General features: G+C 65.2%; 22 protein-coding genes. 10 read left to right on the top strand and 12 right to left on the bottom strand.

Going from position 1 to position 23,236, the window contains the following annotated elements; translation table 11 throughout:
- From NLM25_RS09285 to NLM25_RS09260, 6 genes are all read left to right on the top strand, one after another.
- Nucleotides 1-1,425 (top strand): TolC family protein, encoded by a 1,425-nt coding sequence (locus NLM25_RS09285; RefSeq protein ID WP_254136714.1) that lies wholly within the window; start codon nt 1-3, stop codon nt 1,423-1,425.
- 13 nt (nt 1,426-1,438) lie between these two features.
- Nucleotides 1,439-2,776: a copper oxidase gene (locus NLM25_RS09280; protein ID WP_254136713.1), complete on the top strand. Its 1,338-nt coding sequence runs from the start codon at nt 1,439-1,441 to the stop codon at nt 2,774-2,776.
- 32 nt (nt 2,777-2,808) lie between these two features.
- Entirely contained in the window at nt 2,809-3,264 is a 456-nt protein-coding gene (locus NLM25_RS09275) for a cupredoxin domain-containing protein (protein ID WP_254136712.1), read from the top strand.
- Between the two features lie 19 nt (nt 3,265-3,283).
- Nucleotides 3,284-3,586 (top strand): copper-binding protein, encoded by a 303-nt coding sequence (locus NLM25_RS09270; RefSeq protein ID WP_254136711.1) that lies wholly within the window; start codon nt 3,284-3,286, stop codon nt 3,584-3,586.
- A gap of 292 nt (nt 3,587-3,878) precedes the next feature.
- Nucleotides 3,879-6,020, top strand: a complete 2,142-nt coding sequence (flhA, locus tag NLM25_RS09265) for a flagellar biosynthesis protein FlhA (RefSeq protein ID WP_254136710.1) — start codon at nt 3,879-3,881, stop codon at nt 6,018-6,020.
- 296 nt (nt 6,021-6,316) lie between these two features.
- A complete protein-coding gene (locus tag NLM25_RS09260) occupies nt 6,317-6,517 on the top strand; it encodes a hypothetical protein (RefSeq protein WP_254116558.1) in 201 nt (66 codons plus the stop codon).
- A gap of 321 nt (nt 6,518-6,838) precedes the next feature.
- Here the strand turns inward: NLM25_RS09260 and NLM25_RS09255 are convergent, their stop codons facing one another.
- The 6 genes from NLM25_RS09255 to fliI form a co-directional block, all read right to left on the bottom strand.
- A complete protein-coding gene (locus tag NLM25_RS09255; RefSeq protein WP_254136709.1) occupies nt 6,839-8,059 on the bottom strand; it encodes an NAD(P)/FAD-dependent oxidoreductase in 1,221 nt (406 codons plus the stop codon).
- 115 nt (nt 8,060-8,174) lie between these two features.
- Nucleotides 8,175-9,134, bottom strand: coding sequence for an AraC family transcriptional regulator (locus tag NLM25_RS09250; protein WP_254116556.1), 960 nt, complete (start codon nt 9,132-9,134; stop codon nt 8,175-8,177).
- 274 nt (nt 9,135-9,408) lie between these two features.
- Nucleotides 9,409-10,464, bottom strand: coding sequence for an anti-sigma factor domain-containing protein (locus NLM25_RS09245; RefSeq protein ID WP_254136708.1), 1,056 nt, complete (start codon nt 10,462-10,464; stop codon nt 9,409-9,411).
- A 37-nt stretch (nt 10,465-10,501) separates the two neighbouring features.
- Nucleotides 10,502-11,047, bottom strand: coding sequence for a sigma-70 family RNA polymerase sigma factor (locus NLM25_RS09240; RefSeq protein WP_254136707.1), 546 nt, complete (start codon nt 11,045-11,047; stop codon nt 10,502-10,504).
- 182 nt (nt 11,048-11,229) lie between these two features.
- Entirely contained in the window at nt 11,230-11,649 is a 420-nt protein-coding gene (gene fliJ, locus NLM25_RS09235) for a flagellar export protein FliJ (RefSeq protein WP_254116553.1), read from the bottom strand.
- 121 nt (nt 11,650-11,770) lie between these two features.
- Nucleotides 11,771-13,096 (bottom strand): flagellar protein export ATPase FliI, encoded by a 1,326-nt coding sequence (fliI, locus tag NLM25_RS09230; protein WP_254116552.1) that lies wholly within the window; start codon nt 13,094-13,096, stop codon nt 11,771-11,773.
- Nucleotides 13,097-13,510: 414 nt separating this feature from the next.
- On the opposite strand from fliI, the gene ctrA reads away from it, so the two are divergent.
- The 4 genes from ctrA (at nt 13,511) to NLM25_RS09210 (ending at nt 16,351) form a co-directional block, all read left to right on the top strand.
- Nucleotides 13,511-14,212: a response regulator transcription factor CtrA gene (gene ctrA / locus NLM25_RS09225; RefSeq protein WP_008138878.1), complete on the top strand. Its 702-nt coding sequence runs from the start codon at nt 13,511-13,513 to the stop codon at nt 14,210-14,212.
- 170 nt (nt 14,213-14,382) lie between these two features.
- Nucleotides 14,383-14,787, top strand: a complete 405-nt coding sequence (locus NLM25_RS09220; protein ID WP_254136706.1) for a DUF350 domain-containing protein — start codon at nt 14,383-14,385, stop codon at nt 14,785-14,787.
- A gap of 1 nt (nt 14,788) precedes the next feature.
- A complete protein-coding gene (locus NLM25_RS09215) occupies nt 14,789-15,187 on the top strand; it encodes a hypothetical protein (protein ID WP_254136705.1) in 399 nt (132 codons plus the stop codon).
- Nucleotides 15,188-15,190: 3 nt separating this feature from the next.
- A complete protein-coding gene (locus NLM25_RS09210) occupies nt 15,191-16,351 on the top strand; it encodes a glutathionylspermidine synthase family protein (protein WP_254136704.1) in 1,161 nt (386 codons plus the stop codon).
- Between the two features lie 169 nt (nt 16,352-16,520).
- Here NLM25_RS09210 and NLM25_RS09205 read toward each other — a convergent pair whose 3' ends face one another.
- The 6 genes from NLM25_RS09205 to chpT all read right to left on the bottom strand — a co-directional run bounded on the left by NLM25_RS09205 (nt 16,521) and on the right by chpT (nt 23,220).
- Nucleotides 16,521-17,393 (bottom strand): protein-glutamate O-methyltransferase CheR, encoded by an 873-nt coding sequence (locus NLM25_RS09205; protein WP_254116548.1) that lies wholly within the window; start codon nt 17,391-17,393, stop codon nt 16,521-16,523.
- Entirely contained in the window at nt 17,390-18,592 is a 1,203-nt protein-coding gene (locus tag NLM25_RS09200; protein WP_254136703.1) for a chemotaxis response regulator protein-glutamate methylesterase, read from the bottom strand. The genes NLM25_RS09205 and NLM25_RS09200 overlap by 4 nt, the downstream gene beginning before the upstream one ends.
- Before the next feature lie 75 nt (nt 18,593-18,667).
- Nucleotides 18,668-19,033: a PleD family two-component system response regulator gene (locus NLM25_RS09195; RefSeq protein WP_007600538.1), complete on the bottom strand. Its 366-nt coding sequence runs from the start codon at nt 19,031-19,033 to the stop codon at nt 18,668-18,670.
- A gap of 71 nt (nt 19,034-19,104) precedes the next feature.
- Nucleotides 19,105-19,575 carry a chemotaxis protein CheW gene (locus NLM25_RS09190; protein ID WP_254136702.1) on the bottom strand — a complete coding sequence of 157 codons (471 nt, stop codon included), beginning with the start codon at nt 19,573-19,575 and terminating at the stop codon, nt 19,105-19,107.
- A gap of 21 nt (nt 19,576-19,596) precedes the next feature.
- Complete coding sequence (locus tag NLM25_RS09185) at nt 19,597-22,371, bottom strand: hybrid sensor histidine kinase/response regulator (protein ID WP_254136701.1); 2,775 nt, start codon at nt 22,369-22,371, stop codon at nt 19,597-19,599.
- A gap of 195 nt (nt 22,372-22,566) precedes the next feature.
- Entirely contained in the window at nt 22,567-23,220 is a 654-nt protein-coding gene (gene chpT, locus NLM25_RS09180; RefSeq protein ID WP_254116544.1) for a histidine phosphotransferase ChpT, read from the bottom strand.
- Nucleotides 23,221-23,236 lie beyond the last annotated feature (16 nt).

The raw sequence follows: 23,236 nt of genomic DNA, 5'->3' as shown, positions 1-23,236 counted from the left end.
ATGGCACATCATCTCGCGCGCAGCCTGCTGATCCTCGCCGCGTTCGGCCTCTCGGGCTGTGCTGCGTTCTCGCCCGACGGCGGCATGAACGCGGTCTCGGAGCTGACCAGCCAGACCATCAACAAGGACGTCGCCTTCGTGCGGACGGCCGAGGGAGCCGGCGCGGTGGACACGCGTGTCCGCCAGTTGCTGTCGCGGACGCTGGGCACGGAGGCCGCCGTGCAGGTTGCGCTGCTCAACAACAAGGGTCTGCAAGCCGCCTATAACGAGCTGGCACTGGCCGAGACCGATCTCGTCGAGCAGAGCCTGCCGCCCAATCCCGTGTTCTCGATCTCGCGGATCTCGGGCAATGGCGCCAGCGAGATCGAGCGCCAGGTGGTCGGCGACATCCTCGCGCTGGCGACGTTGCCGTTCCGCTCCGACATCGCCCGCGAGCGTTTTCGTCAGGCGCAATTGCGCGCGGCGCTGGTGACGCTGCGGCTGGCCGCCGATGTCCGGCGCGCCCATGTCCGTGCCGTCGCCGGCAACGAAATGGTGGCGCTGCTCACCGACGCGAAGGCGACAGCGGAATCGACTGCGCAGCTTGCGGTCAAGCTCGGCGAGACCGGCTCGCTCAACAAGCTCGACCAGGCCCGCGAGCAGGTGTTTTACGCCGAGACCACGGCCGACCTCGCTACCGCGCGGCAGGCGGCAACGAGCGCGCGCGAAAGGCTGGCGCGCCTGATGGGCCTGTGGGACGGCGGGCTCGACTTCCGTCTGCCCAATCAACTGCCGCCGCTGCCGCGACGGCCCCATGCATTGCCCTCGATCGAAGCCGACGCGGTCGCCCATCGCATCGATCTGCAGATCGCGCGGCTGGAGCTGACGGCGCTGGCGAAATCCCTCAACCTCACCGAGGCGACGCGCTTCGTCACCCTGCTCGATCTCGCCGGCATCTCCCGCCGCACCCAGGATCCGGAGGGCCCGCCGTTCCGCGAGCGGGGCTTCGACGTGCAATTCCAGATCCCGATCTTCGACGGCGGCGAGGTGCGGGTGCGGCAGGCGGCCGAAACCTACAACTTCGCCTTCAATCGGCTGACCGAGCGTGCCGTCAATGTGCGCTCCGAGGCGCGCGATGTTTATCATGTCTATCGCTCCAGCTACGACATCGCCGGCCACTACCAGCGCGAGATCCTGCCGCTGCGCAAGATCATCACGGAGGAGATGCAGCTTCGCTTCTCCAGCATGCAGGTCGATATTTTCGCGCTGCTCACAGAAGCGCGGCAGCGCCTGGCGTCGCTGCGCGGCGCGATCGATGCCAGGCAAAAATTCTTCCTCGCCCAATCCGACCTGCAGACCGCCGTCAATGGCGGCGGCGTGCCTGCGGCCGGCGGCGACAATGCAACCACGATCGCCGCGGCAGCGCCTGCCGATGGCGGCCACTGACATGGAGGCCAACATGTTTTCACGCCGGGGATTTCTGGGCACTGCCGCGCTAGCCAGCGCGTCCGTCGTCAGCGGCCGGGCGCAGGCGGCCTCGATCCCGGAGGCGCCTCACATGGACAAGGTGGTGATGCAGCCGCCGCTGCACCCCATTAGTGGCCCGGACTACCGCCCCGTGGTCACGCTCAACGGCTGGTCGCTGCCGTTCCGCATGAACGGCGACTGGAAGGAATTCCATCTCGTCGCCGAGCCCGTGGTGCGCGAGTTCGCCGAGGGCATGAAGGTGAATCTGTGGGGCTATAACGGCCAGTCGCCGGGCCCGACGATCGAGGCCGTCGAAGGCGACAAGGTCCGCATCTTCGTCACCAACAAATTGCCCGAATACACCACCGTGCACTGGCACGGCATGATCATTCCCAGCGGCATGGACGGCGTCGGCGGGCTGACCCAGCCGCACATCCAGCCGGGAAAGACCTTCGTCTACGAGTTCGAGATGAAGAAGAGCGGGACTTTCATGTACCACCCGCATTCCGACGAGATGGTGCAGATGGCGATGGGCATGATGGGCATGGTCGTCGTGCACCCGCGCGATCCGGGCTTCCGTCCCGTCGACCGCGACTTCGTCTTCGTGATGAGCACCTACCGCGTCGATCCCGGCACATACCTGCCGCAGGTCAACGAGATGACCGATTTCAACATGTGGACCTGGAATGCGCGGGTATTTCCCGGCATCGATCCGCTGCCAGTGCGGCTCGGCGACAAGGTGCGCGTGCGCATCGGCAATCTCAGCATGACCAACCATCCGATCCATCTGCACGGCCACAGTTTTGCGGTGACCTGCACCGACGGCGGCTGGATTCCGGAGAGCGCGCAATATCCGGAGACGACCACCGATGTGCCCGTCGGCGCGGTGCGCGTGTTCGACGTGCTCGCGGACAATCCCGGCGACTGGGCGTTCCACTGCCACAAATCGCATCACACCATGAATGCGATGGGGCACGACATGCGCAACCTGATCGGGGTGTCGCGCAAGGATCTCGCCAAGGCCGTCGGCAAGCTCGCGCCTGACAGCATGGCCATGGGCTCGACCGGCATGGCGATGGGCAACATGGAGATGCCGGCACCCGACAACACGCTGCCGATGATGACCGGCACCGGCCAGTTCGGCCCGATCGAGATGGGCGGCATGTTCACGGTGATGAAGATCCGCGAGGACCTCGCCCGCGACGATTACCGCGATCCCGGCCCCTACCAATTCCCGCAAGGCACCGTCGCCTACGAGGTCACGCCGCCGGCATCAGAGCCGGCGCGACAGAAGCCAGGCAGTCCACCGATGAAGAACATGAAGATGTGAGCGTTTCGATGAACCACCAACTGGAGAACAAAATGAAGAAGACGATCAGGCTCAGCCTCGCACTGGCCGCACTGTCGACCGCGCCGGCCTATGCCCACGACCAGCACGCGCACGGCACCTTTTCGGCCGGCGAGCCCGGCGATCCCAAAAAGCCCGCGCGCACGATCGAGATCCTGCTGAACGAGATGGACTACGCACCCTCCAGGATCGAGGTCAAACGCGGCGAGCAGATCCGTTTCGTGCTGCGCAATGTCGGCAAGGAGGACCACGAATTCCTGCTCGCCACCACGAAGGAGAATCTCGCGCATGCGGTGGAGATGAAGAAGCATCCGCACATGGAGCACGACGATCCCAACGGTGTCAGGCTCGCACCGAGCAAGACGGCCGAGATCCTCTGGAAGTTCAGCAAGGCCGGCACGTTCGAATTTTCCTGCCTGATTCCCGACCACCGCGACTACGGCATGGTCGGCCACGTCACCGTGAAGTGAAGTAACGAGGGAGACTCCTATGAACCGCATCATCCGAATCACTGCTGCGCTCGCGCTGACCGTGGGCCTTTCCACTGGCACCCTCGCGGCCCAGGGCGCCGCGATCAGCGGCGAGGTCAAGAAGATCGACGAGGGCGCCGGCAAGATCACGCTCAAGCACGGACCGGCGAAAAGCCTCGGCATGGATGAACCCATGACCATGGTCTACCGCGTCAAGGACCCCGCTCTGCTCAAGCAGGTGAAGGTCGGCGACAAGGTGACCTTTGACGCCGAGGAGGCGGCAACGGGGTACACGGTGACGAAGATGGAGAAGGCGAAGTAGGGACGGCTTGCCCTTCCGTCATTCCGGGGCGGCTCGAAGAGCCGAACCCGGAATGACATCTGGAGGCCCCCGAAACACCCTTCCCCGCACTCTTGCCGCACCCGCTGTTAACCCTTTGCTAACCATAGACCGGGCAAAAATTGCCGGGTGAAGTCGAGTGTCGTCGGCCGCGTAGAACGGGGGATCCCCTGTGGACGCCAGTGCGGTGCCTCACTTTCGGAACGGCGGCCCATCGGCCGCCGCGCAGACGTTTGGGGCGCGCGGACGGCAGTCGCGCGGGGAGGCAGCTACCATGGTCGACGTCACCGCGGGACAGGGCGTAAGCGCAGCCAGGCCCGGCATCCCCTCCCTCAACGACATCGTCACAATTCTCAAGCGCGGCGACATCGCGCTGGCGCTCGGCGTCCTCACCATCCTTGTGGTGCTGATCCTGCCCCTGCCCGCGATCGTGCTGGACCTGTTCCTGGCGATCTCGATCACGCTCTCGATCCTGATCCTGATGACGTCGCTGTTTATCCAGACGCCGCTGGAATTCTCGGCCTTCCCGACCGTCCTCTTGATCTCGACCATGCTGCGCCTCTCGCTCAACATGGCCTCGACCCGTTTGATCCTGTCGCACGGGCACGAGGGTACAGCTGCCGCCGGTCATGTCATCGAAGCCTTCGGCAGCTTCGTGATGGGCGGCAATTTCGTCATCGGCATCATCGTCTTCGCCATCCTGATCATCGTCAATTTCGTCGTCATCACCAAGGGTTCGGGCCGCATCGCCGAAGTCGCCGCGCGCTTTCACCTCGACGCCATGCCCGGCAAGCAGATGGCGATCGACGCCGACCTCGGCGCCGGCCTGATCGACGAGACGGTCGCCAAGCACCGGCGCAAGGAGCTGGAGGACGAAAGCGGCTTCTTCGGCGCCATGGACGGTGCCTCCAAATTCGTCCGCGGCGACGCCATCGCCGGCCTTCTGATCGTCTTCATCAACATCGTCGGCGGCATGATCATCGGCGTGGCGCAACAGGGCCTCTCCTTCGCCGACGCCGGCCGCAGCTACACGCTGCTGACCGTCGGTGACGGCCTCGTCACCCAGGTCCCGGCGCTGATCGTTTCGACCGCGGCCGGCCTGCTCGTCTCCAAGGCCGGCGTCTCCGGCGCCGCCGACAAGGCGCTGATGAAGCAGTTCTCCGGCTATCCGCAGGCGCTCGCGATGTCATCGGCGGTCATGCTGGTCCTGGCCGCCCTGCCAGGCATTCCGACCCTCCCCTTCCTGGCGCTCGGCGCCGGCGCCGGCGCGCTCGCCTGGAACGCCCGCAACCGCAACCGCGTGACGGCCAAGGCCGAGGAAGCCGCCAAGGCCGCGCCCGCGGCCGGTGCCCCCGGCGCGCCGGGTGCCGCCGCAGCCGAGGAGCCGATCTCGGCCGCGCTCAAGATCGACGACCTCAAGATCGAGCTCGGTTACGCGCTGCTGCCGCTGGTCAACGGGCCCGACGGCACCGACCGCCTCACCGAGCAGATCAAGGCGCTGCGCCGTTCGCTCGCCATCGAGATGGGCTTCGTGATGCCCGCCGTGCGCATCCTCGACAACGTCCAGCTCGAAGCCAACACCTACATCATCAAGATCAAGGAGGTCGACGCCGGCACCGGCAAGATCTGGCCGAACCAGTTCATGGTCATGGACCCCGGCGGCAGCCAGGTGCAGGTGCCCGGCATCCACACCACGGAGCCGACCTTCGGCCTGCCCGCGACCTGGGTCGATGCCAGCCTCAAGGAAGAAGCCTCGCTCAAAGGCTACACCGTCGTCGACGCCGCGACCGTGCTCTCGACCCATCTCACCGAGCTGCTCAAGGCCAACATGTCGGACCTGCTCTCCTATGGCGAGGTGCAGAAGCTGCTCAAGGAGCTGCCGAAAGAGCAGAGCGAGCTGGTCAAGGACATCGTGCCGGGACAGGTCACGGTTTCCGGCATCCAGCGCGTGCTGCAGCTGCTGCTCGCCGAGCGCATCTCGATCCGCGATCTCTCGACCATCCTCGAAGGCATCGCCGACTCGCTCGCCTTCTCGCGCAATCCCGCGACCATGGTCGAGCATGTCCGCGCCCGCCTCGCCCGCCAGATCTGCGCGCAGAACACCTCCTACGCCGGCTATTTGCCGCTCATCGCGCTGTCGGCGCGGTGGGAGCAGGCCTTCGCCGAATCCATCATCGGCCAGGGCGAGGAGCGCAGCCTCGCCATGCAGCCTTCCAAGCTGTCGGAATTCATGACCGCCGTGCGCGAGGCCTTCGAGCGGGCCGCCCGCGAGGGCGAGGCCCCGGTGCTGGTCACCTCCGCGGCAATTCGTCCCTTCGTGCGTTCCCTGGTCGAGCGGTTCCGGGCCCAGACGACGGTTTTGTCGCAGGCCGAGATCCACCCCAGGGCGAGATTGAAAACGGTCGGAAGCGTCTGATTTGCCTTAAGAACCCGTGTGTTTTTCAGCCACAGGCAAATGGTTTTTGAGTTCCTGGCCTCTTGTCGAGCCAGATCTCGGCAAGAGGCCTAGCAAGCACATTACAGCTTTGAAATAATTACGAAATCGCACGAACAAGGGGTCGCTTTTGATCGCGGCCTTTCACGTCCTTTCACGCTCTTGTGATCGCCCCTTGGGAACGAATCCCCCCAATACTAGGTTGTTGGGCACCGGAAGCATGAACCTGCCTGAACAGGCTGGCGACTACTTCGGGTAGGTGGCGGCAGGAGGCTTCCATGAACCATTCGATCTACAGCGCGGATCGCTCGACCCACTTGAAAATTGTGGTCGTGGCGCTCGTCGCAGGGATCGTGGTTGCTGGCTTCGGCATCACGGCACGTACGGGTTCGGATGAAGGCCTGACCCAGACCGCCCGCGTGATCAAGGCCGGCAAGCCGGTCGCTATCACCAGTTCGAACGCGTCCCTCGTTCGCTAAGGAGATTTACGAGTTTCAGGAATTCACGCGGCTCTTTACCAGCCCCCCAAAGTCGCCACGTGGATATGTAGACGACCCCAACCCCAAGTCGACTACAGAAAGCGCCCGCCCCCCACGGGCGCTTTCTCATGTCTGGGGTATGTTTATGCTGGTGTAGCGCGGACATTCCTCCACAAGCTCCACTCTCATTCCCCGCGAAGCCGGGGAATCCAGTACGCTGCGGCTTCGCCGTATTTCACTGCCGTCTCTGGAATACTGGATCGTCCGCCCCAGTGCGCAATGGCGCACAAGGCGGACGATGACACCGAATATTTGCTTGGGCTACCGCGCCCCATAAGTCGGCGGCGGCGCCTGCACGGTTGGCGCGGCCGCGGCGAACAATTCTTCCTTACTGCCGGTCAGCGGCGGATAGATGCGCTTGCAGTTGATGGTCTGCTTGGTCGCCTTTGCGGCCGCGCCGGTGGTGCGAACCTCGCGATCCCACCCTTCCGTATAGAGCGCGCCCCAGCCGCCGAGATCGAGCACGGTCACGTACCAGTCGATCCGCAACGGCAGCATCGGCTGGCCGGCGAGATCGGCCACCACATTGTGGCCGGCGAAGCGGCCCATGGGACGGGCGAACTGGCAGGACATCACGGTCGGATGCAGTCCGTCGACCACGCTCGAGGCAACGTCGCCGGCCGCGAACACGCCCTCGATATCCGCAACCCGCATGAAAGGATCGACCAGCAGGCGTCCGAGCCGATCGCGCGCGCCCGCGAAACTCTCGGCCAGCCGGCTCGCGCGCATCCCGGCGCACCAGATCACCGTCTGCGCCGGAATGAACTCGTCCGAGCTCAGGCGCATGCCGGCGGCCTCGACCGACACGACGCGCACGCCAAGCCGTGTCTCGACTTCCAATGACGACAACGCCGTCTCGATGACGGGACGCGCATGCGCGCCGATGGTGGCGCCGACCGCAGGATTGGGATCGACCAGGACGATGCGGCGGCTGCCGGTGATGCCGGCGCGCGCCAGCCTGTCGGGCATCTCGGCAGCGACCTCGATGCCGGTGAATCCGGCGCCGACCACCACGACGGTCGAGCGTCCCGGCGAGGGCGCGCTGCGTCCGAGCGAGACGAGATGATCTTCGAGGCGGAGCGCGGCGGCATAGGTATCGACATCGAAGGCATGCTCGGCAAGGCCGGGGATGGCGGGACGCATCACCTCGCTGCCGAGCGCCAGCACGAGGCGGTCGTAGCTCAGCACCTCCTCGCCGCTGCTCGTGACGAGTGAAATCTCGCGCCTCGCCGGATCGATGGCTTCGACCTCGCCAATGCCATGAGTGACGCCGATCGGATCGAGCAGTTGCGGCAACGGCAGAGCGACCTCGCTGAGGTCGGCCTCGTAATTGCGCACCCGGATGTTGTGATAGGGATTGCGGTCGACGACGCGGATCTCGATGTCACGGCCGGCCGCGCCGATCTCGTCGCGCTTGCGCGCAGCGCCGATGGCCGCCCACAGACCTGCAAACCCGGCGCCGAGCACGACGATACGCGCCATGTCCGTTTACTGCGTTGTCTCGAGAATTTCAGCGGCCTGCCCGCACGGGCAGATATAGCTCATTCGCCCGGATTGACCAACTGCGGCCGCCCGCGCCGCTGCACAAAATCGCGGCTCAGGCGTCGCGCAGTTCCGATGGCGTCGCACCAAAACGCTTGCGGAAGGCGCGGTTGAAATAGGACAAATCGGAGAAGCCCGAGGAATGCGCGATGTCGCTGATCTTGCGCGCCCTCGCGCGAGGATCGGCGAGCAGCTTGCGGGCCAGCACCAGGCGCTGCTCCAGCACGAATTCGGTGAAGGTCGTGCCGGCCTGCTCGAACAGGCGTTGCGCCTGGCGCGGGCTGAGCCCCGAGCGCGTCGCGATCTCGGACAGACAGAGATCGTTGCGGCCGAGCGCGGCCATCACGTCGGCACGCATGAGATCGAGACGGGCCGCCGCATGTCCGCGTCCGCGCGCAAGGCTCGCATGCTCCGCATCGGTGCCGAGCAGCAGGCCGACGAGGTCGACCATGTGCTGAGCGGTCAGGCGCTGGCCGACGGCGTCCAGATGCGGCGCGTGATGGGCGGCAAGTGCGTGGTAGCGGAAGATCGTCTCGGCGACCGCGCCATCCGAGAGCACTTGCGACAGCTTGTCCTCGGCGCGCGGATTGATGTCGAGCAGCGCGCGGCGCGGCATGCGGATGGTGGTGAAGCGATCCTCGTCGGTGTGGCCGACGGTGCCGGTGACGCCCATGTCGACGAGCACCATCTGCGCGGGCGCAAGCTCGACGGTATGGCCGTTCTGCCCGACGCGGACGAGACCCGCATGCGCGGCGATTAGGACGAGATCGTCGCTGCCGTCGGCGAGATGGCTCTGCCTGCGCGAATATTGCGCGGAGGCACCTTCGGGAATCGCCAACGCGATATTGTCGACCACGCTGATCTGGAGCCGGCAATCGATGCTGTCGCCATGGCTCGGCCCGATATCGAGGCCGCAGGAGCCGAACGCCCGTTCGCGCCAATGTTCGAAGGCCGGACCGTGCGGCAGACCCGCATATTGGTGGACGAAGATGCCCGGCGTCCTTGCTGCATCCATCTGACTTCTAGCCCCTCTCCGGCACCATGTTCGGCGGCGCCGACTGCAAAATCCGGGCATTTGACGCCGCGAAATGGATGGAGGTTCAAATCAGGGGCGGATTCAGCGGGATTTGTCGGATTGCGACGACGGGGTGGACCGCGGCGACAGGTTTGCGCCTTGCAGCGCGAAATCCGGGGTTCTCGCCTGATGGCACGAAGGTCCCGGATTGCGCGGAGCCTGTCATCGGGCGGCGCTTTGCGCCGACCCGTTGGCTCCATCCGGGCTACGGCCCCTATTTCTTCGCCGGAACCTGCGGTTGTGAAGGCGGCACGGTCTCAATCAGCTTGCCGGTAAACACCGGCGCCGAGGTCGGTTGGCCGTTCGGTGAGCCGCCGGCCTGCTCGACGGTGACGGCGTAGGTCGCACCATTGACGACGTCGGCATCGAAGGAGCCGAGCACCGGGCGCGCGGTGAAATCGCCCGCGCCAATCACGCCGAGCGAGCGCGGACGCGGCAGCTTGTCGGAGATCAGCCAGAGCTCAAAACTCTTGCCGGCCTCCGGGGTCGCGCCGACCTTGCGCACGGTGAAATTCCGCGTCGCGCCGTCGATGGTGAGGATGAAGGCGGGGCCGCCGCCCTGGCCCTGCAACAGCGCGACATATTGCGACGACGCCGCGAGCGGCGCCGGTGTCTTCACTTCCACCGTCTGGATGCGCGGCGCCGGACGCAAGCTGCCCGGCAGAGCATCGGGCTGGAAGATCTGAAGCGACAGCGTCACCAGCAGCGCGGCCGCGAGTGCACCGACGGCGGATGCGATCGTGCGCCAGCGTTTCACCCGGCTCTCGAGCCGGATCACGTTGCTGTTGTCGGCGACCGGCGGCGGCGGCGCGCGCGCGACGTCTGGATCGGGCGCATGGACCTGCGGCATGAATATCGGCGCGACGTCGGGAAGCGCATCGGACGCCGGCCGCACCGTTTCAGGCTGCTCGGCTTCGGGAGGCTGCGCCTCGAGTGGTTTCACATCCTCGGACGGCAACTCCGGCGGCGCGGTGTCGAACGAAGAAAGCTCCGGCACAGGTGGCGGTGGCGAAGCTTCCGGCGCAGGCGTGTCCTGCGCAAAGTCCGTCCGCGCGAGCTCGGCCCTGATGTTCTCCCACACGATCGGACGCGGCTCGACCGAACCGACCATCTGGTTGAGGACGCCGAGCCGGTAGGCCCAGGCCTGCACGATTTCGGCGAACGCCTTGTCCACGGCCATCATGGTCTCGACCTGCGCGCGCTCGTCCGCGTCGAGCGTACCGAGCGCATATTCCGCGGCGAGCGCGATATGGTCCTCCGTGTAGGCCATCACTTGCAGTCCAGAACCACCCTCACAGTGCGAGCCCTCATAATCCGAGGCACTCGCGGATATCCAACATGCTGCGCCGCAGCCACGTCTTCACCGTGTTGACGGGCGCGGCGAATTTCTCCGCCAATTGCTCGCGGCTCCAGCCGTTGTAATAGGCGAGAAGCACGAGCCGCTGACGGTCCGGCTCGAGCCGACCGATGCATTCCAGGAGCCGCTTCAACTCCTCGGTCATCTCCCTCCGCGCCAGCGGATCGGGGCTGTCGCCAGCGACTTCCATCGCCTGCGGCTCCTCCTCGATGGAGACTTCCGTCTTCTTGCGTACGATGTCGATGGCGCGGTTGCGCGCGATCGATGCCATCCACGTGATCGGCGACGACAAGGCCGGGTTGAACTGGCCGGCGCTGTTCCAGATCTTGACGTAGGTCTCCTGAATGACCTCCTCTGCGAGATCCTGTCGGCGCAAGATACGGAGCACGACACCATAGAGTTTCGCGCGCGTGGCGGCGTAGAGGCGCTCGAAAGCGGCCTGATCGCCCTTGGCGACCTCCCCGATCAGCCCGACCAGCTCTGCTGGCGTCAGCATTCAGTCCCCCACACGCGGGCCTGTCGCGTTCCGCGCAGGCCCTGGCACCCAGCTACCATAGCGCGCGGCAAAGCCCATCACCAAGGGGCGGGGCGCCACACTGTGGATAGCAAATGCGAAAACCCGGACCTTGCGGGTCCGGGTTTTGCAAATTCTCGGCGGTCTGGCCGCTGTCTGCGTCTTCAGGCGACGGCGCCGATGCGGGCGCGCATCAGGCCGATGCTGTCGAGGTCGGCCTGCTCGCGGGCGTTTTCCTCGGCGCGTTCGCGGGCCTGGTCGCGCTCGTCGAGGAGCTCGACCTTCTTCAGCTCCTCGAAGGCCTCGGCCAAAGCCGCCTTGGCTTCGTCGAGCTGGCCCTTGAGCTCGTCGGCCGAGCGCGTCAGGTTCTCGCGGCGCTGGATCGCGGCCTTGGCATAGGTCGGATAGGCGAAATGCGAGGGATCGTTGATCCCGGCACGCTCCTGCTCGGTCGAGATCTCGCGCTCAAGATCGGTCGACATCCGCTGGAAGTCGGCGATCATGGTCTCGATCTGGGTGACCCGGCGGCGCTTCTCGTCGACCTGAAATTTCTTCAGGCGGATGAGGGTATCTCGTGACTTCATCGACTCATACTCCCCAGAAGTCCCCTGGCTGCGCGTGGGACGACACCGGTCTCCCCGAAGGCCCGTTGGGGGCCAAGACCGGCTCTGCTACTCTGTGGGGTCGGATGATGACGGGACAAAGTTAGCGTTCCGTTTCCAAATTGCCGAGGATTTGCGCCAACTGGCGGTAGCCGTCCGCCAGTGATGCATTTTCGTCCTTGCGCTGCTTCAGGAACGCTTCCAGCGGCTCGTGCAGCCGGATCGCCTCGTCGACCTCGGGGCTGGAACCGGCCCGGTAGGCGCCCAGCCGGATCAGTTCCTCCATGTCGGCATAGGTCGCCATCACCGCCCGCGCCTTCTGGATGGTCGGCCAGAACTGCGGGTCGGCCGATTTCGGCATGGTGCGGGAGACGGATTTGAGGATGTTGATGGCGGGGTAGCGGCCGCGCTCGGCGATCGAGCGCTGCATCACGATATGGCCGTCGAGGATGCCGCGGACGGCATCCGCGATCGGCTCGTTATGGTCGTCGCCGTCGACCAGCACCGTGAAGATCGCGGTGATGGCGCCCTCACCCAGGCCCGGCCCTGCGCGCTCCAGAAGCTTCGGCAGCTCGGTGAACACGGTCGGCGTATAGCCCTTGGCGGTCGGCGGCTCGCCGGCCGACAGGCCGATCTCGCGCTGGGCCATGGCAAAACGCGTCACCGAGTCCATCAGGCAGAGCACGTCCTTCTCTTCATCGCGAAAATATTCGGCGACCGCGAGCGTGAGATACGCCGCCTGGCGGCGCATCAGCGCCGGCTCGTCCGAGGTTGCGACCACGACGACGGAACGCGCCAGGCCCTCCTCGCCGAGGTCGTCCTGGAGGAATTCCTGCACCTCGCGGCCGCGTTCGCCGATCAGCCCGATGACGCTGACCGCGGCATCGACGTTGCGCGCGAGCATCGACAGCAGCACCGATTTGCCGACGCCGGACCCTGCGAAAATGCCCATGCGCTGGCCGCGGCAGCAGGTCAGGAACGTGTTCATCGCGCGCACGCCGAGATCGAGCGGGGCGCCGACGCGCTTGCGCGAATGCGCCGGCGGCGGCGAGTTGCGGTACGGCATCGGCGCCGGGCCCTGCGGCAACGGCCCCTTGCCGTCGATCGGCTCGCCGAGCGCGTTGACGACGCGGCCGAGCCAGGCTGATGACGGACGCACCTGATTGGCGGCATTGGCGATGACGGCCTTGCAGCCGCGACGCACGCCGTCGAGGCCGGCGAACGGCATCACGACAGCGTTGTTGCCGGAGAAGCCGATCACCTCGCAGGGAATGGAACGGTTCGCGCCGGTCTCGATCACGAGCCGCGCACCGACCGACATCGCGTGAATGGGTCCGGCCACTTCGACCATCAGGCCGCGAACGCCGACCACACGGCCGTAAATATTGACGCCGTCGATATCGCCGATCTGTTCGGCAAGCGCCTTCATAAGAGAGCCTTCATAAGGGGGACGACTTCATCCTCAGGGCGATCGTGGCAAACCCTTAAGTTTCGCCATATTTCTGAACGGCGCTTAACTTCGTGTTTACCCGCATCGTTAATCATTGCGTCACTGTCTTTGTGACTGAGCGTGACTCCCCTTCAGAAGAAGGCTGAGTCGCGGGAGTCGGTTAGGCCCGTCTCTTAAAGTGGAACTTGAACGGAGCTGGGTGACGAAAGCTGCTTCACACGCAAGACCTTAGGGCGATTCGACAAAAATTGCACCGGGGGGACTTGCGTTCCAGAATCAGGATTTGTTAACCATCTGTTGTCAGGATCCGAATCAGTTGTTCAAAGGCGTTTTGTTGAGTGCCGCGAATGCGGCCGACCTGACGCCCGGGAGCGGCGACTATGGGGAACTGGCATGCGCGTTTTGCTGATTGAAGATGACAGCGCCGTCGCGCAGTCGATCGAGCTGATGCTGAAGTCTGAGAGCTTCAACGTCTACACGACCGATTTGGGGGAAGAGGGCGTCGATCTCGGTAAGTTATACGATTACGACATCATTCTTCTCGACCTCAACCTGCCCGACATGTCCGGCTACGACGTGCTCAAGCAGCTCCGGGTCTCCAAGATCAAGACACCGATTTTGATCCTCTCCGGCCTCGCCGGCATCGAGGACAAGGTCAAGGGTCTCGGCGTCGGCGCCGACGACTACATGACCAAGCCCTTCCACAAGGACGAGCTGGTGGCCCGCATCCACGCGATCGTGCGCCGCTCGAAGGGTCACGCCCAGTCGGTCATCCAGACCGGCGACCTCGTCGTCAACCTCGACACCAAGACGGTGGAAGTCGGCGGCCAGCGCGTGCATCTGACCGGCAAGGAGTACCAGATGCTGGAGCTGCTCTCGCTCCGCAAGGGTACGACCCTCACCAAGGAAATGTTCCTCAACCACCTCTATGGCGGCATGGACGAGCCGGAGCTGAAGATCATCGACGTCTTCATCTGCAAGCTCCGCAAGAAGCTCGCGAATGCCTCCGAAGGCCGCAACTTCATCGAGACCGTGTGGGGCCGCGGCTACGTGCTGCGCGAGCCGCACGAGCACGAAGAGCGCATTCCCGCCTGATCCCTGGGTTTACGTCGCGAGCCCCCGGGGCTCGCTCCTCCCAGCCTGGACCCCGCCGCAAATGGCGGGGTTTTGTTTTTTGGGGACGCGAACGCGGCCTCATCGTCCTCCCGGCATTGAACCGCTATCCTTCCCCTGCCGACGAATGGTCGCTGCACGATGGGGGAACGATGATCCTGCAATCACTTGCCGGCCTGCCCGCCTTCCTGGTCTATTTCTGCACCGGCCTGATCGCCATCGTGGCGTATCTGTTCGTCTATACCCGCATCACTCCGCACGACGAGTTCCAGCTGATCCGCGACAACGAGCCGGCCGCCGCGATTGCGCTCGGCCTCAGCCTGCTCGGCTTCGTGGCGCCGCTGGTGAGCGCCATCGCGCATTCGGCCAATGTGCTGGACTGCCTGATCTGGGCGATCATCGCGCTGATCGTGCAGATCATCGTGCTCTTCCTCGTGAAGGTGCCGGTGCCGAACCTGTCGGCGCGGATAGCCGCAGGCGAGCTTGCGCCGGCCATCTGGCTCGGGCTGTCCTCGCTCGCGGCGGGGCTGCTGAACGCCGCCTGCATGATCTACTGACATGGCCGACAAACCCTCCAAAAAGGAGTTCGGCAAGCGCCGGCTACCGGCCGAGCCGCCGCCCTTGCGGCCGCCAGTGAAGCGATCCGGCCATGTCGCGCTGCTGGTGATGGGCACGCTCGCGGTCGGCACCACCGCCTACACGCTGATGCCGCGGACGAGTTGCGAGCCCCCTCCTCCCGGGGCGGATCCGGCGGTGCAGACGAGCACCGCGTGCAGCAGCAGCAGAAGCAGCTCCTCGGGCGGCAGCGGCGGATCGGGCTCGTCGTCGCGATCGAGCTACTACAGCAGCGATTCCTCCGGCCATTCCTCGTCGAGCACGTCATCCGACTCGGGCCATAGCAGCGTGAGCCGCGGCGGCTTCGGTTCGTTCGGGCACGGCTTCTCGGGCGGCGGCTGATCCATGCAACGCATCACCTGCCTCGAGCGCGACGACTGGCGAGAGACCGCCGCGCAATGCGGCTTCGCCTTCCACACCATCGGCGGCGAACGCTATTGGGACGAGCGGGCCTATTACGGTTTTACGCTCGACGAGATCGAACGCGGCATCGAGACGCCGACCGGCGAGATCGATGCGATGTGCCTGGAGCTTGCCGGCCGCGTCATCGGTGACGAGCGCCATCTGCGTCGCTTGAAGATACCGGAAGCGTTCTGGAGCTTGATCGCCGAGAGCTGGGACCGCGACGACCGCAGCCTCTATGGCCGGCTCGACCTGAAATTCGACGGCCAGAGTCCTGCAAAACTGCTCGAATACAACGCGGACACGCCGACCTCGATCTTCGAGGCCGCGGTGTTTCAATGGACCTGGCTCGAACAGGCGATCGAACGCCGCATCGTCCCCGCGCGCGCCGATCAGTTCAACTCCATCCACGAGCGGCTGATCGCGGCATGGAAGGAGATTGCCGCGGGCCGCCATGTTCATCTCACCGGCACCACCGGCAACGAAGAGGACGCCGGCACGCTCGCCTATCTCGAGGACACCGCACGCCAGGCGGGACTCCCGACCACGCTGCTCGACATCGAGCAGATCGGCTGGCGCGACGAGGGCGGCGGCTTCGTCGATCTCGGCGAGAACGACATCGCGCTCGCTTTCAAGCTCTATCCCTGGGAATGGATGTTCCAGGACGCCTTCGGCGCCAAGCTCACGGGCGCGCCGACGCGCTGGATCGAGCCGCCGTGGAAGGCGGTGCTCTCCAACAAGGGCATTTTGCCGCTGCTGTGGGAGATGTTTCCGAACCATCCCAATCTGCTGCCGGCCTTCTTCGAGGACGATCCGCGTGCCGCCGAGCTCGGAACATCCTACGTGCGCAAGCCATTGCTGTCGCGCGAAGGCGCCAATGTCACGCTGGTCTCAAGCGGCATGCCGCTCGACGAGCAGGCCGGCCCCTACGGCGCAGAAGGCTTCGTGCGGCAGGCATTGTCGCCGCTGCCGAATTTTTCGGGTTTCTATGCGGTGGTAGGAAGCTGGCTGGTGAACCACGAGCCGTGCGGGTTATCGATCCGCGAAGACGAAAGCCCGATCACGGGCAACCGCTCGCGATTTCTGCCGCATGCGATTTTGTGAGGTGCGTTCTTTCCCTCTCCCCTTGTGGGAGAGGGTGGCTCGCCGCGATAGCGGCGAGACGGGTGAGGGGTCTCTATCCTCACACACATCTCGCATTGGAGTTTGCTGAAGCAACCCCTCATCCGGCGCTTCGCGCCACCTTCTCCCACAAGGGGAGAAGGAAGAAAAATCACCTTGCAGCTGCGACCTTCAACGATGGCGGCATCAATCCGCCCATCGGACGTCCCGAGCGCGCGGGGTTGAGCTGGTAGAGGCCGCGGCGCTCAGTGATCGGGCGGAACGCATCGGTGATGCCGACGACGGATTCGGCAGCCCCCAGCAACAGCGTACCATCGGCTTCCATGCCCTTCGCCATGCGCTCGAAGATCACGGCCTTGGTGTCCTGGTCGAAATAGATCAGCACGTTGCGGCAGAAGATCACGTCGAACGTGCCGAGATGGGAGAAGTCCTGCAGCAGATTGAGCTGGCGGAACTGCACCATCGCGCGAATGTCGGGATTGAGCTGCCAGAGCTCGCCGGCCTGTGTAAAATACTTCACCAGGTGCTGGATCGGCAGGCCGCGCTGCACCTCGAACTGGCTGTAGATGCCGGCCTTGGATTTCTCCAACACCTCCTGCGACAGATCGGTGGCGACGATCTCGATGCGCCAGCCGGCGAAGGCCGCGCCCATCTCCTTCACGCACATCGCGATCGAATAGGGCTCCTGCCCGGTCGACGACGCCGCCGACCAGATGCGCAGCGATTTGCGCGCGGCGCGCGCCTGCAGCAGGCCCGGCAGGATGGTTTCGCGCAAGTGATCGAACGGGATCTTGTCGCGGTAGAAGAAGGTCTCGTTGGTGGTCATCGCTTCGACCACGTCGGTCGCAAGCCGGCCGTCGCCGTTCCTGATCTTCAGCACGAGATCGGGAATGCCGGGCAAGCTCGCCTTGCGGGCGAGCGGCAGCAGCCGGCTCTCGACCAGGTACTGCTTGTCGGCGGAGAGATCGAGGCCGGAACGCTCTTTCAGGAACTTGCGCAGATACTCGTAGTCAACCGGCGTCACGAGCGGTCTCCCGCGAACAGGCGGTTGACCTTGGCGCCGATCTGGTTGAGCGGCAGGATCGCCGCGCAGATGCCGGCATTGGCCGCCGCGCCCGGCATGCCCCAGACCACGCTGGAGGCTTCGTCCTGCGCGATCACGTTGCCGCCGGCAGCGACGATATCCTTGCCACCGCGCATGCCGTCCGAGCCCATGCCCGTCAGGATCACCGAGAGGATGTTGCCGTGCCAGATGTCGATGGCGGAAGTGAAGAGCGGATCGACCGCGGGCTTGCAGAAATTGACGGCGGGACCGTCATCGAGCGCGATCGCCGCGTCAGCGCCACTGCGCACGACACGCATGTGCTTGCCGCCGGGTGCGAGATAGATCCGTCCCGCCTTCACCGGCTCGCCGTCGACCGCCTCGGCGGCCGGCTTGCGGCTCGCGCGCGCCAGATGCTCGGCGAGAATGGTGGTGAAGGTCGGCGGCATGTGCTGGGTGATCAGCACCGGGAAGCGGTCGATCACCGGCCCGAGTTCGGTGACGAGCGCCATCAGCGCCTGCGGACCGCCGGTCGAGGAGCCGATCAGCAGCACCTTCGGTGCATGCGCCGAGAACGGGCGCGTGGTCAGCGGGCCCGACGACAGGGCATGTATGGCCGGAGCCGCTGCGGGCGTAGCAGGCCGCGCGATAGCGGGTGCACGTGCAGCCGGTGCAGCAGGGCTCGCGGGCGCCAGCGGCGGGCTCGCGACCGCGGGCTTGCGGCGCAGCCGTGCACCGAGGTGACGGATCTTCTGGATCAGGTCGTGATGAAAGATGTCCGCGGCCGACGCTTCGCGCGTCGACTCCGGCTTCGGAATGTAGTCGGCGGCGCCGAGCGACAGCGCCTTGAAGCTGATCTCCGCATTGCGGCGGGTCAGCGTGGAGGCCATGATGATGACGAGATCCCGCTTCTTCGCCAGCAGTTGCGGCAGCGCCGAGAGGCCGTCGAGCTCGGGCATCTCGATGTCGAGCACGGCAACATCAGGGTTGATGCGTTCGAGCTGGTTGACCGCTTCGAGCCCGGTGCGCAGCGAGGCCGCGACCTCCATGTCGTGCTCGGCACCGATCCAGCGCGAGATGAGGCCACGGATGACGACGGAGTCGTCAACGACCATCACTCGCAGCGGCCCGGCGTCTCGCGACGTGCCAGTGGTCGAATTACCTGCGAACGCAACACTCATTACTCACCAACTCAGACTGAAACGGTTCAGTTGAAAACAATCGCCGAAGGATCCGTTCAGCCTCCGGGAGTTCGCTCAGATAAGTCCGACTTCCTGGAATTTCGCCGTCACGATGTCCTTGTCGAAGGGCTTCATGATGTATTCGTTGGCGCCGGCATGCAGCGCGCGTGCAATATGCGCAACGTCGTTTTCGGTGGTGCAGAACACCACCTTGGGCTGGTCACCGCCGGGCATGCGCCGGAGATGGCCGAGGAATTCGTAGCCGTCCATCACGGGCATGTTCCAGTCGAGCAGCACCGCATCGGGCAAGCCGCGCTTGCAGGCCTCCAGCGCCTTCTCACCGTCCTCGGCTTCGAGGATCTGGAAGTCGAGGCCCTCCAGGATCCGGCGCGCAACCTTGCGGATGACGCTGGAATCATCAACGACGAGACAAGTTCGCATGTGAACCTCTGCTTCCTCCCCTTTGCGGGGGCACTTCCAATTGCAAGTCCGTCAACGGCGATGCCGCCGTATCAGGCGGCCATCATCTCGGGCGCGAGCTCGAGGACGCGATCGACGTCGAGGACGACCATGAGCTGGCCGTCGAGGCGATGGACGCCGCCGGCGAGCTTGGCCATGCGGGGATCGAGGTTGACGGGGTTCTCTTCCATGCCGGCCTCGGGCAGGCGCAGCACTTCGCCGATCTGGTCGATCAGCAGGCCGTAGGATTCCCCGCGCAGGTCGACGCCGACCGCCATGGGGGTCTTGCCGTCCTCGTCCCTGGGCAGGCCAAGGCGCGAACGCATGTCGACCACGGTGACGATGCGGCCGCGCAGGTTCAGCACGCCCGCGATCTCGCGCGAGGACAGCGGCACGCGGGTGACGCGCTCGGGCATGAACACGTCCTGGACGCGGGAGATCGGCAGGCCGAACAGCTGGCCGCCGATCATCGCGGTGACGTATTCGACCATGGCGCCTTCGCTGGACTGGGTCTTGTTGCTCATCTCGGTATCTCCTCGTCCCCTTTAGGCCGCGGCCCGGTTCAGCTCGGAGGCGCCGGCGGCGCCCGCGGTCTGCTCCTTCAACGCCGCGATCAGGCCGGGACGGTCGAACTTGGCGACATAGTCGTGGAAGCCGGCCTGTCGGCCGCGCTCGATCGCCGCCGGCGACACCAGCGCGGAGAGACCGATGATCGGCATCGAGCCCAGATTGTTGTCCGAGCGGATCACTTCCGCGAACTCGAACCCGTTCATGTCGGGCATCTCGATGTCGGTCAGGACCACATCGAAGGTTTGCGCGCGCAGCGCCGCCAGGCCCTCCTGCGCGGTCGGCGCGGTGCGGACACGGTAGCCGGCCGCCTTCAGCACCGGGGCCAGCATGTTGCGGAAGAACGCGCTGTCGTCGACCAGCAGCACCGACTGCGAGTGCATCGACGGCTTCATCTCCTTGCGGGTGAACCAGTCGGCGAACGCCATCGGCAGGAAGTGGCCGACGTCAATCACCTCGGTGGCCTGGCCCTTGATCACGGCCGAGCCGAGAATGCCGGAGGAGGAGCCGCCGACCTCGATGTTGAGCCGTTCCTCGACGATGTCGATGATCTCGTCGACGACGAGGCCCATGGAGCGGCCGTCATCGGCGAACACCAGGATCGGCTGGGCGCCCTGGCTCGCAATGGTGACGCTCTCCATGGCGACGAGTGGCATCAGCTGCTCGCGGTACTGCACCATGTAGCGGCCGTTGCTGAACTCGATCTTGTCGGCCGGGAGCTCTTCGAGGCGGGTGACGAGCCCGAGCGGGACCGCCTTGGGCTGCGACGAGCCGGCGCGGAACACCAGCAGCGAGGTGGTCTGCTCGCCCGATCCGATGTGGTGCGCCCCGTTCTCGTCGGCCATGTCATGGGCCGAGGAGCCGGCGGCGCCGAGCGCCTTGGCGATGCCGTTGGGGTCGATGATCATGATGACCGCGCCATCACCCAAAATGGTATTGCCGGAGAACATGTCGATGTGACGCAGCTTGGTCGACATCGGCTTGACCACGATTTCTTCGGTGTGGAACACGCCGTCGACGACGATACCGAAGGTCTGGCTGCCGACCTGGGTCACCACGATAAAACCGTTCTCGGGATCGGAGGCGGCGCCGTCGTCGATCTTGAGCAGCTTCTTGAGGTGGATCAGCGGCAGCAGCTTGTTGCGCAGGCGAAGGACCGCGGTGTCCTTGATGCGCTCGATGCGGTGCTCGGAGTTGGCGCGGGCCCGGACCAGTTCGACGACCGAGAGCTGCGGGATCGCAAAGCGGTCACCGGCGGCTTCGACGATCAGCGCCGAGACGATGGCGAGCGTCAGCGGGATCTTGATGGTGACGGAGGAGCCTTCACCGGCGACCGACTTGATGTCGATGGTGCCGCCGATCTGGTCGATATTGGTGCGCACCACGTCCATGCCGACGCCGCGGCCGGAGACCGACGTGATGGCGGCCGCGGTCGAGAAGCCCGGCGCGAAGATGAACTTGTGGATCTGGGCTTCGCTCATCTTCTCGAGCTCGGCCTCGCTGACGAGACCCGAGGAGATCGCCTTGGCCTTGATCTTCTCGGTGTTGAGGCCGCGGCCGTTGTCGGCGATGCAGATGATGATGTGGCCGCCCTCGTGATAGGCGGACAGGCGGATGGTGCCCTGCTCGCCCTTGCCGGACGCCAGACGCTCGGCGGGGGTCTCGAGGCCATGGTCGGCGGAGTTGCGCACCATGTGGGTGAGCGGGTCCTTGATCAGGTCGAGCACCTGGCGGTCGAGCTCGGTGTCGGCGCCGTGCATCTCCAGCTCGATCTGCTTGCCGAGTTCGCTCGAGAGGTCGCGGACGATGCGGGGCAGCTTCTGCCAGGCATTGCCGATCGGCTGCATGCGCGTCTTCATGACGCCTTCCTGCAGCTCGGCGGTGACGTTGGACAGGCGCTGCAACGGCACCTTGAACTCGGTGTCCTCGTTGCGGCGGGAGATCTCCAGCAGCTGGTTGCGGGTCAGCACCAGCTCGGAGACCATGGTCATCAGATGCTCCAGCGTGTCCACGTTGACGCGGATCGACTGGTTGGCGATGCTGGCGCCTTCGCCGGCGCCCTCGTCGGCCATCGACTTCTTCGGCGCGGCCTTTTCCTTGGGCGCCTTGGCTTCCTTGACAGCGGGCGCTTCAGCGACCGGCGCGGGCTCGGCCTTGACGACGGGCGCCGGCGCTTCGATCGCGGTCTCGCGGAAGGCGCGCTCGAGCTCGTCGAGCGAGACTTCGCCGGGACGCAACGGGCGCTCCAGGGTCTGGTCGATCAGCGAGCCCGTGGTCATCGCTTTTGCGGGCGCAGGCGCCGCAGCAACGGGCGCTTCCGGCACCAGCGGCGGCGCTTCGGCGACGGGAGCAGCGGCCCCGGCAGCCATGGCCGCCATGCCCTGCTCGACCATCGCTTCGAGCTTGTCGATGAGGTCGCGGTCGTTGCCTTCCGGCTCGGCTTCGGTGGCTTCGAGACCTGCGAGGATCTCCTTGATGCGGTCGATCGAGGACAGGATCACCGTCACGGCCTGCCCGGTCACCGGCATGCCGTCGCGGAATTTGCCCATCAGCGTCTCGCCGGCATGCGCCAGCGCTTCGAGCCGCGGCAGCCCGAGGAAGCCGCACGTGCCCTTGATGGTGTGGACCAGGCGGAAGATGTTATCCAGGATCTTGGCGTTGTTCGGCTCCTGCTCGAACTTCACCAGCTGATTGTCGACGGTGTCCAGGCTCTCGCTGGTCTCCGTCAAAAACTCCCGCAACAGATCATCCATGAAAACAGGCCTTCATACAGGGAGGGCGCGCACGATTTGTGATGCGCCATTTCGGAATGAGGCCAGCTTCACCGCAAAGCGTTTAATAATGGTTGAGTATGTGCAAAAGAACGGAACCAACAAAGAGATAAGGCGCTCCGGACAAGCCGAAGCGCCTCGTAAAGATTCGATTAACGTTTGAGAGCGGCGGCGCGACTACGAAGCGGTGACGGTGATGGCTTCGCCTTCGTGCGCGAGCTTCACCGTGAGCCCGCAAGCCTCCGCCAACAGCCGCGTATAATAAGGCTGGATCGCGTGCGCATCCGCGGCAGGTCCCCGCTCACCGCTCAGGAGCTCGGAGATGTTCTGCGGCAGGCGCGCATTATGTCCGGTCGCGGTGATGCGGAAGCTCATGGTCTCGCCGTCGCCGATCGGATCGACCGTCAGCATGCCGCCGCGCGGGATCGTGTGCTGGGACACAACCAGCATATTGAGCAGCAGCTTGACGCGATTCTTCGGCAGCAGGAGCCGCGGCAGGTTCCACGTGATCGAGCACTTGCCGTCCTCGATGTGGCCGCGCGCCATGGTCTGGGCATCGCCGAGATCGATCTGCGCGCCCGACGAGCCGGCGGCGCCGAAGGCGAGGCGGCAGAACTGGAGGCGGGCGGAGGCGGTTTTCGCGCTCTTGCGAATCAGGTCGAGCGCGAATTCGCGATCCTCGGGCTTGGGATCGTCGTCGAGCACCTCCAGCCCATTGACGATGGCGCCGACAGGGCTGATGAGATCGTGGCAGACCCGCGAGCACAGGAGCGCGGCGAGTTCGAGCGCATCTGGAGCGGTAGCGGTACCGGGTGACGAAGCGTCAGACATAGAGGGTTCCTGGAAT

Source organism: Bradyrhizobium sp. CCGB01 (genome assembly GCF_024199795.1).
In the GTDB taxonomy this organism is placed as follows: domain Bacteria; phylum Pseudomonadota; class Alphaproteobacteria; order Rhizobiales; family Xanthobacteraceae; genus Bradyrhizobium.
The sequence above is the reverse complement of the archived record's forward strand: the minus strand, read 5'-3'. Positions and strand labels throughout refer to the sequence as shown.

Bases quoted from the DNA above. Each gene is read 5' to 3' on its own strand.
- NLM25_RS09220 (WP_254136706.1), top strand. From the start codon at position 14,383: ATGATCCTGCAATCACTTGCCGGCCTGCCCGCCTTCCTGGTCTATTTC.
- NLM25_RS09195 (WP_007600538.1), bottom strand. From the start codon at position 19,033: ATGCGAACTTGTCTCGTCGTTGATGATTCCAGCGTCATCCGCAAGGTT.
- NLM25_RS09285 (WP_254136714.1), top strand. From the start codon at position 1: ATGGCACATCATCTCGCGCGCAGCCTGCTGATCCTCGCCGCGTTCGGC.
- NLM25_RS09260 (WP_254116558.1), top strand. From the start codon at position 6,317: ATGAACCATTCGATCTACAGCGCGGATCGCTCGACCCACTTGAAAATT.
- NLM25_RS09255 (WP_254136709.1), bottom strand. From the start codon at position 8,059: ATGGCGCGTATCGTCGTGCTCGGCGCCGGGTTTGCAGGTCTGTGGGCG.
- NLM25_RS09250 (WP_254116556.1), bottom strand. From the start codon at position 9,134: ATGGATGCAGCAAGGACGCCGGGCATCTTCGTCCACCAATATGCGGGT.
- NLM25_RS09280 (WP_254136713.1), top strand. From the start codon at position 1,439: ATGTTTTCACGCCGGGGATTTCTGGGCACTGCCGCGCTAGCCAGCGCG.
- NLM25_RS09270 (WP_254136711.1), top strand. From the start codon at position 3,284: ATGAACCGCATCATCCGAATCACTGCTGCGCTCGCGCTGACCGTGGGC.
- ctrA (WP_008138878.1), top strand. From the start codon at position 13,511: ATGCGCGTTTTGCTGATTGAAGATGACAGCGCCGTCGCGCAGTCGATC.
- NLM25_RS09245 (WP_254136708.1), bottom strand. From the start codon at position 10,464: ATGGCCTACACGGAGGACCATATCGCGCTCGCCGCGGAATATGCGCTC.
- flhA (WP_254136710.1), top strand. From the start codon at position 3,879: ATGGTCGACGTCACCGCGGGACAGGGCGTAAGCGCAGCCAGGCCCGGC.
- NLM25_RS09240 (WP_254136707.1), bottom strand. From the start codon at position 11,047: ATGCTGACGCCAGCAGAGCTGGTCGGGCTGATCGGGGAGGTCGCCAAG.
- chpT (WP_254116544.1), bottom strand. From the start codon at position 23,220: ATGTCTGACGCTTCGTCACCCGGTACCGCTACCGCTCCAGATGCGCTC.
- fliJ (WP_254116553.1), bottom strand. From the start codon at position 11,649: ATGAAGTCACGAGATACCCTCATCCGCCTGAAGAAATTTCAGGTCGAC.
- NLM25_RS09275 (WP_254136712.1), top strand. From the start codon at position 2,809: ATGAAGAAGACGATCAGGCTCAGCCTCGCACTGGCCGCACTGTCGACC.
- NLM25_RS09215 (WP_254136705.1), top strand. From the start codon at position 14,789: ATGGCCGACAAACCCTCCAAAAAGGAGTTCGGCAAGCGCCGGCTACCG.
- NLM25_RS09200 (WP_254136703.1), bottom strand. From the start codon at position 18,592: ATGAGTGTTGCGTTCGCAGGTAATTCGACCACTGGCACGTCGCGAGAC.
- NLM25_RS09185 (WP_254136701.1), bottom strand. From the start codon at position 22,371: ATGGATGATCTGTTGCGGGAGTTTTTGACGGAGACCAGCGAGAGCCTG.
- fliI (WP_254116552.1), bottom strand. From the start codon at position 13,096: ATGAAGGCGCTTGCCGAACAGATCGGCGATATCGACGGCGTCAATATT.
- NLM25_RS09190 (WP_254136702.1), bottom strand. From the start codon at position 19,575: ATGAGCAACAAGACCCAGTCCAGCGAAGGCGCCATGGTCGAATACGTC.
- NLM25_RS09210 (WP_254136704.1), top strand. From the start codon at position 15,191: ATGCAACGCATCACCTGCCTCGAGCGCGACGACTGGCGAGAGACCGCC.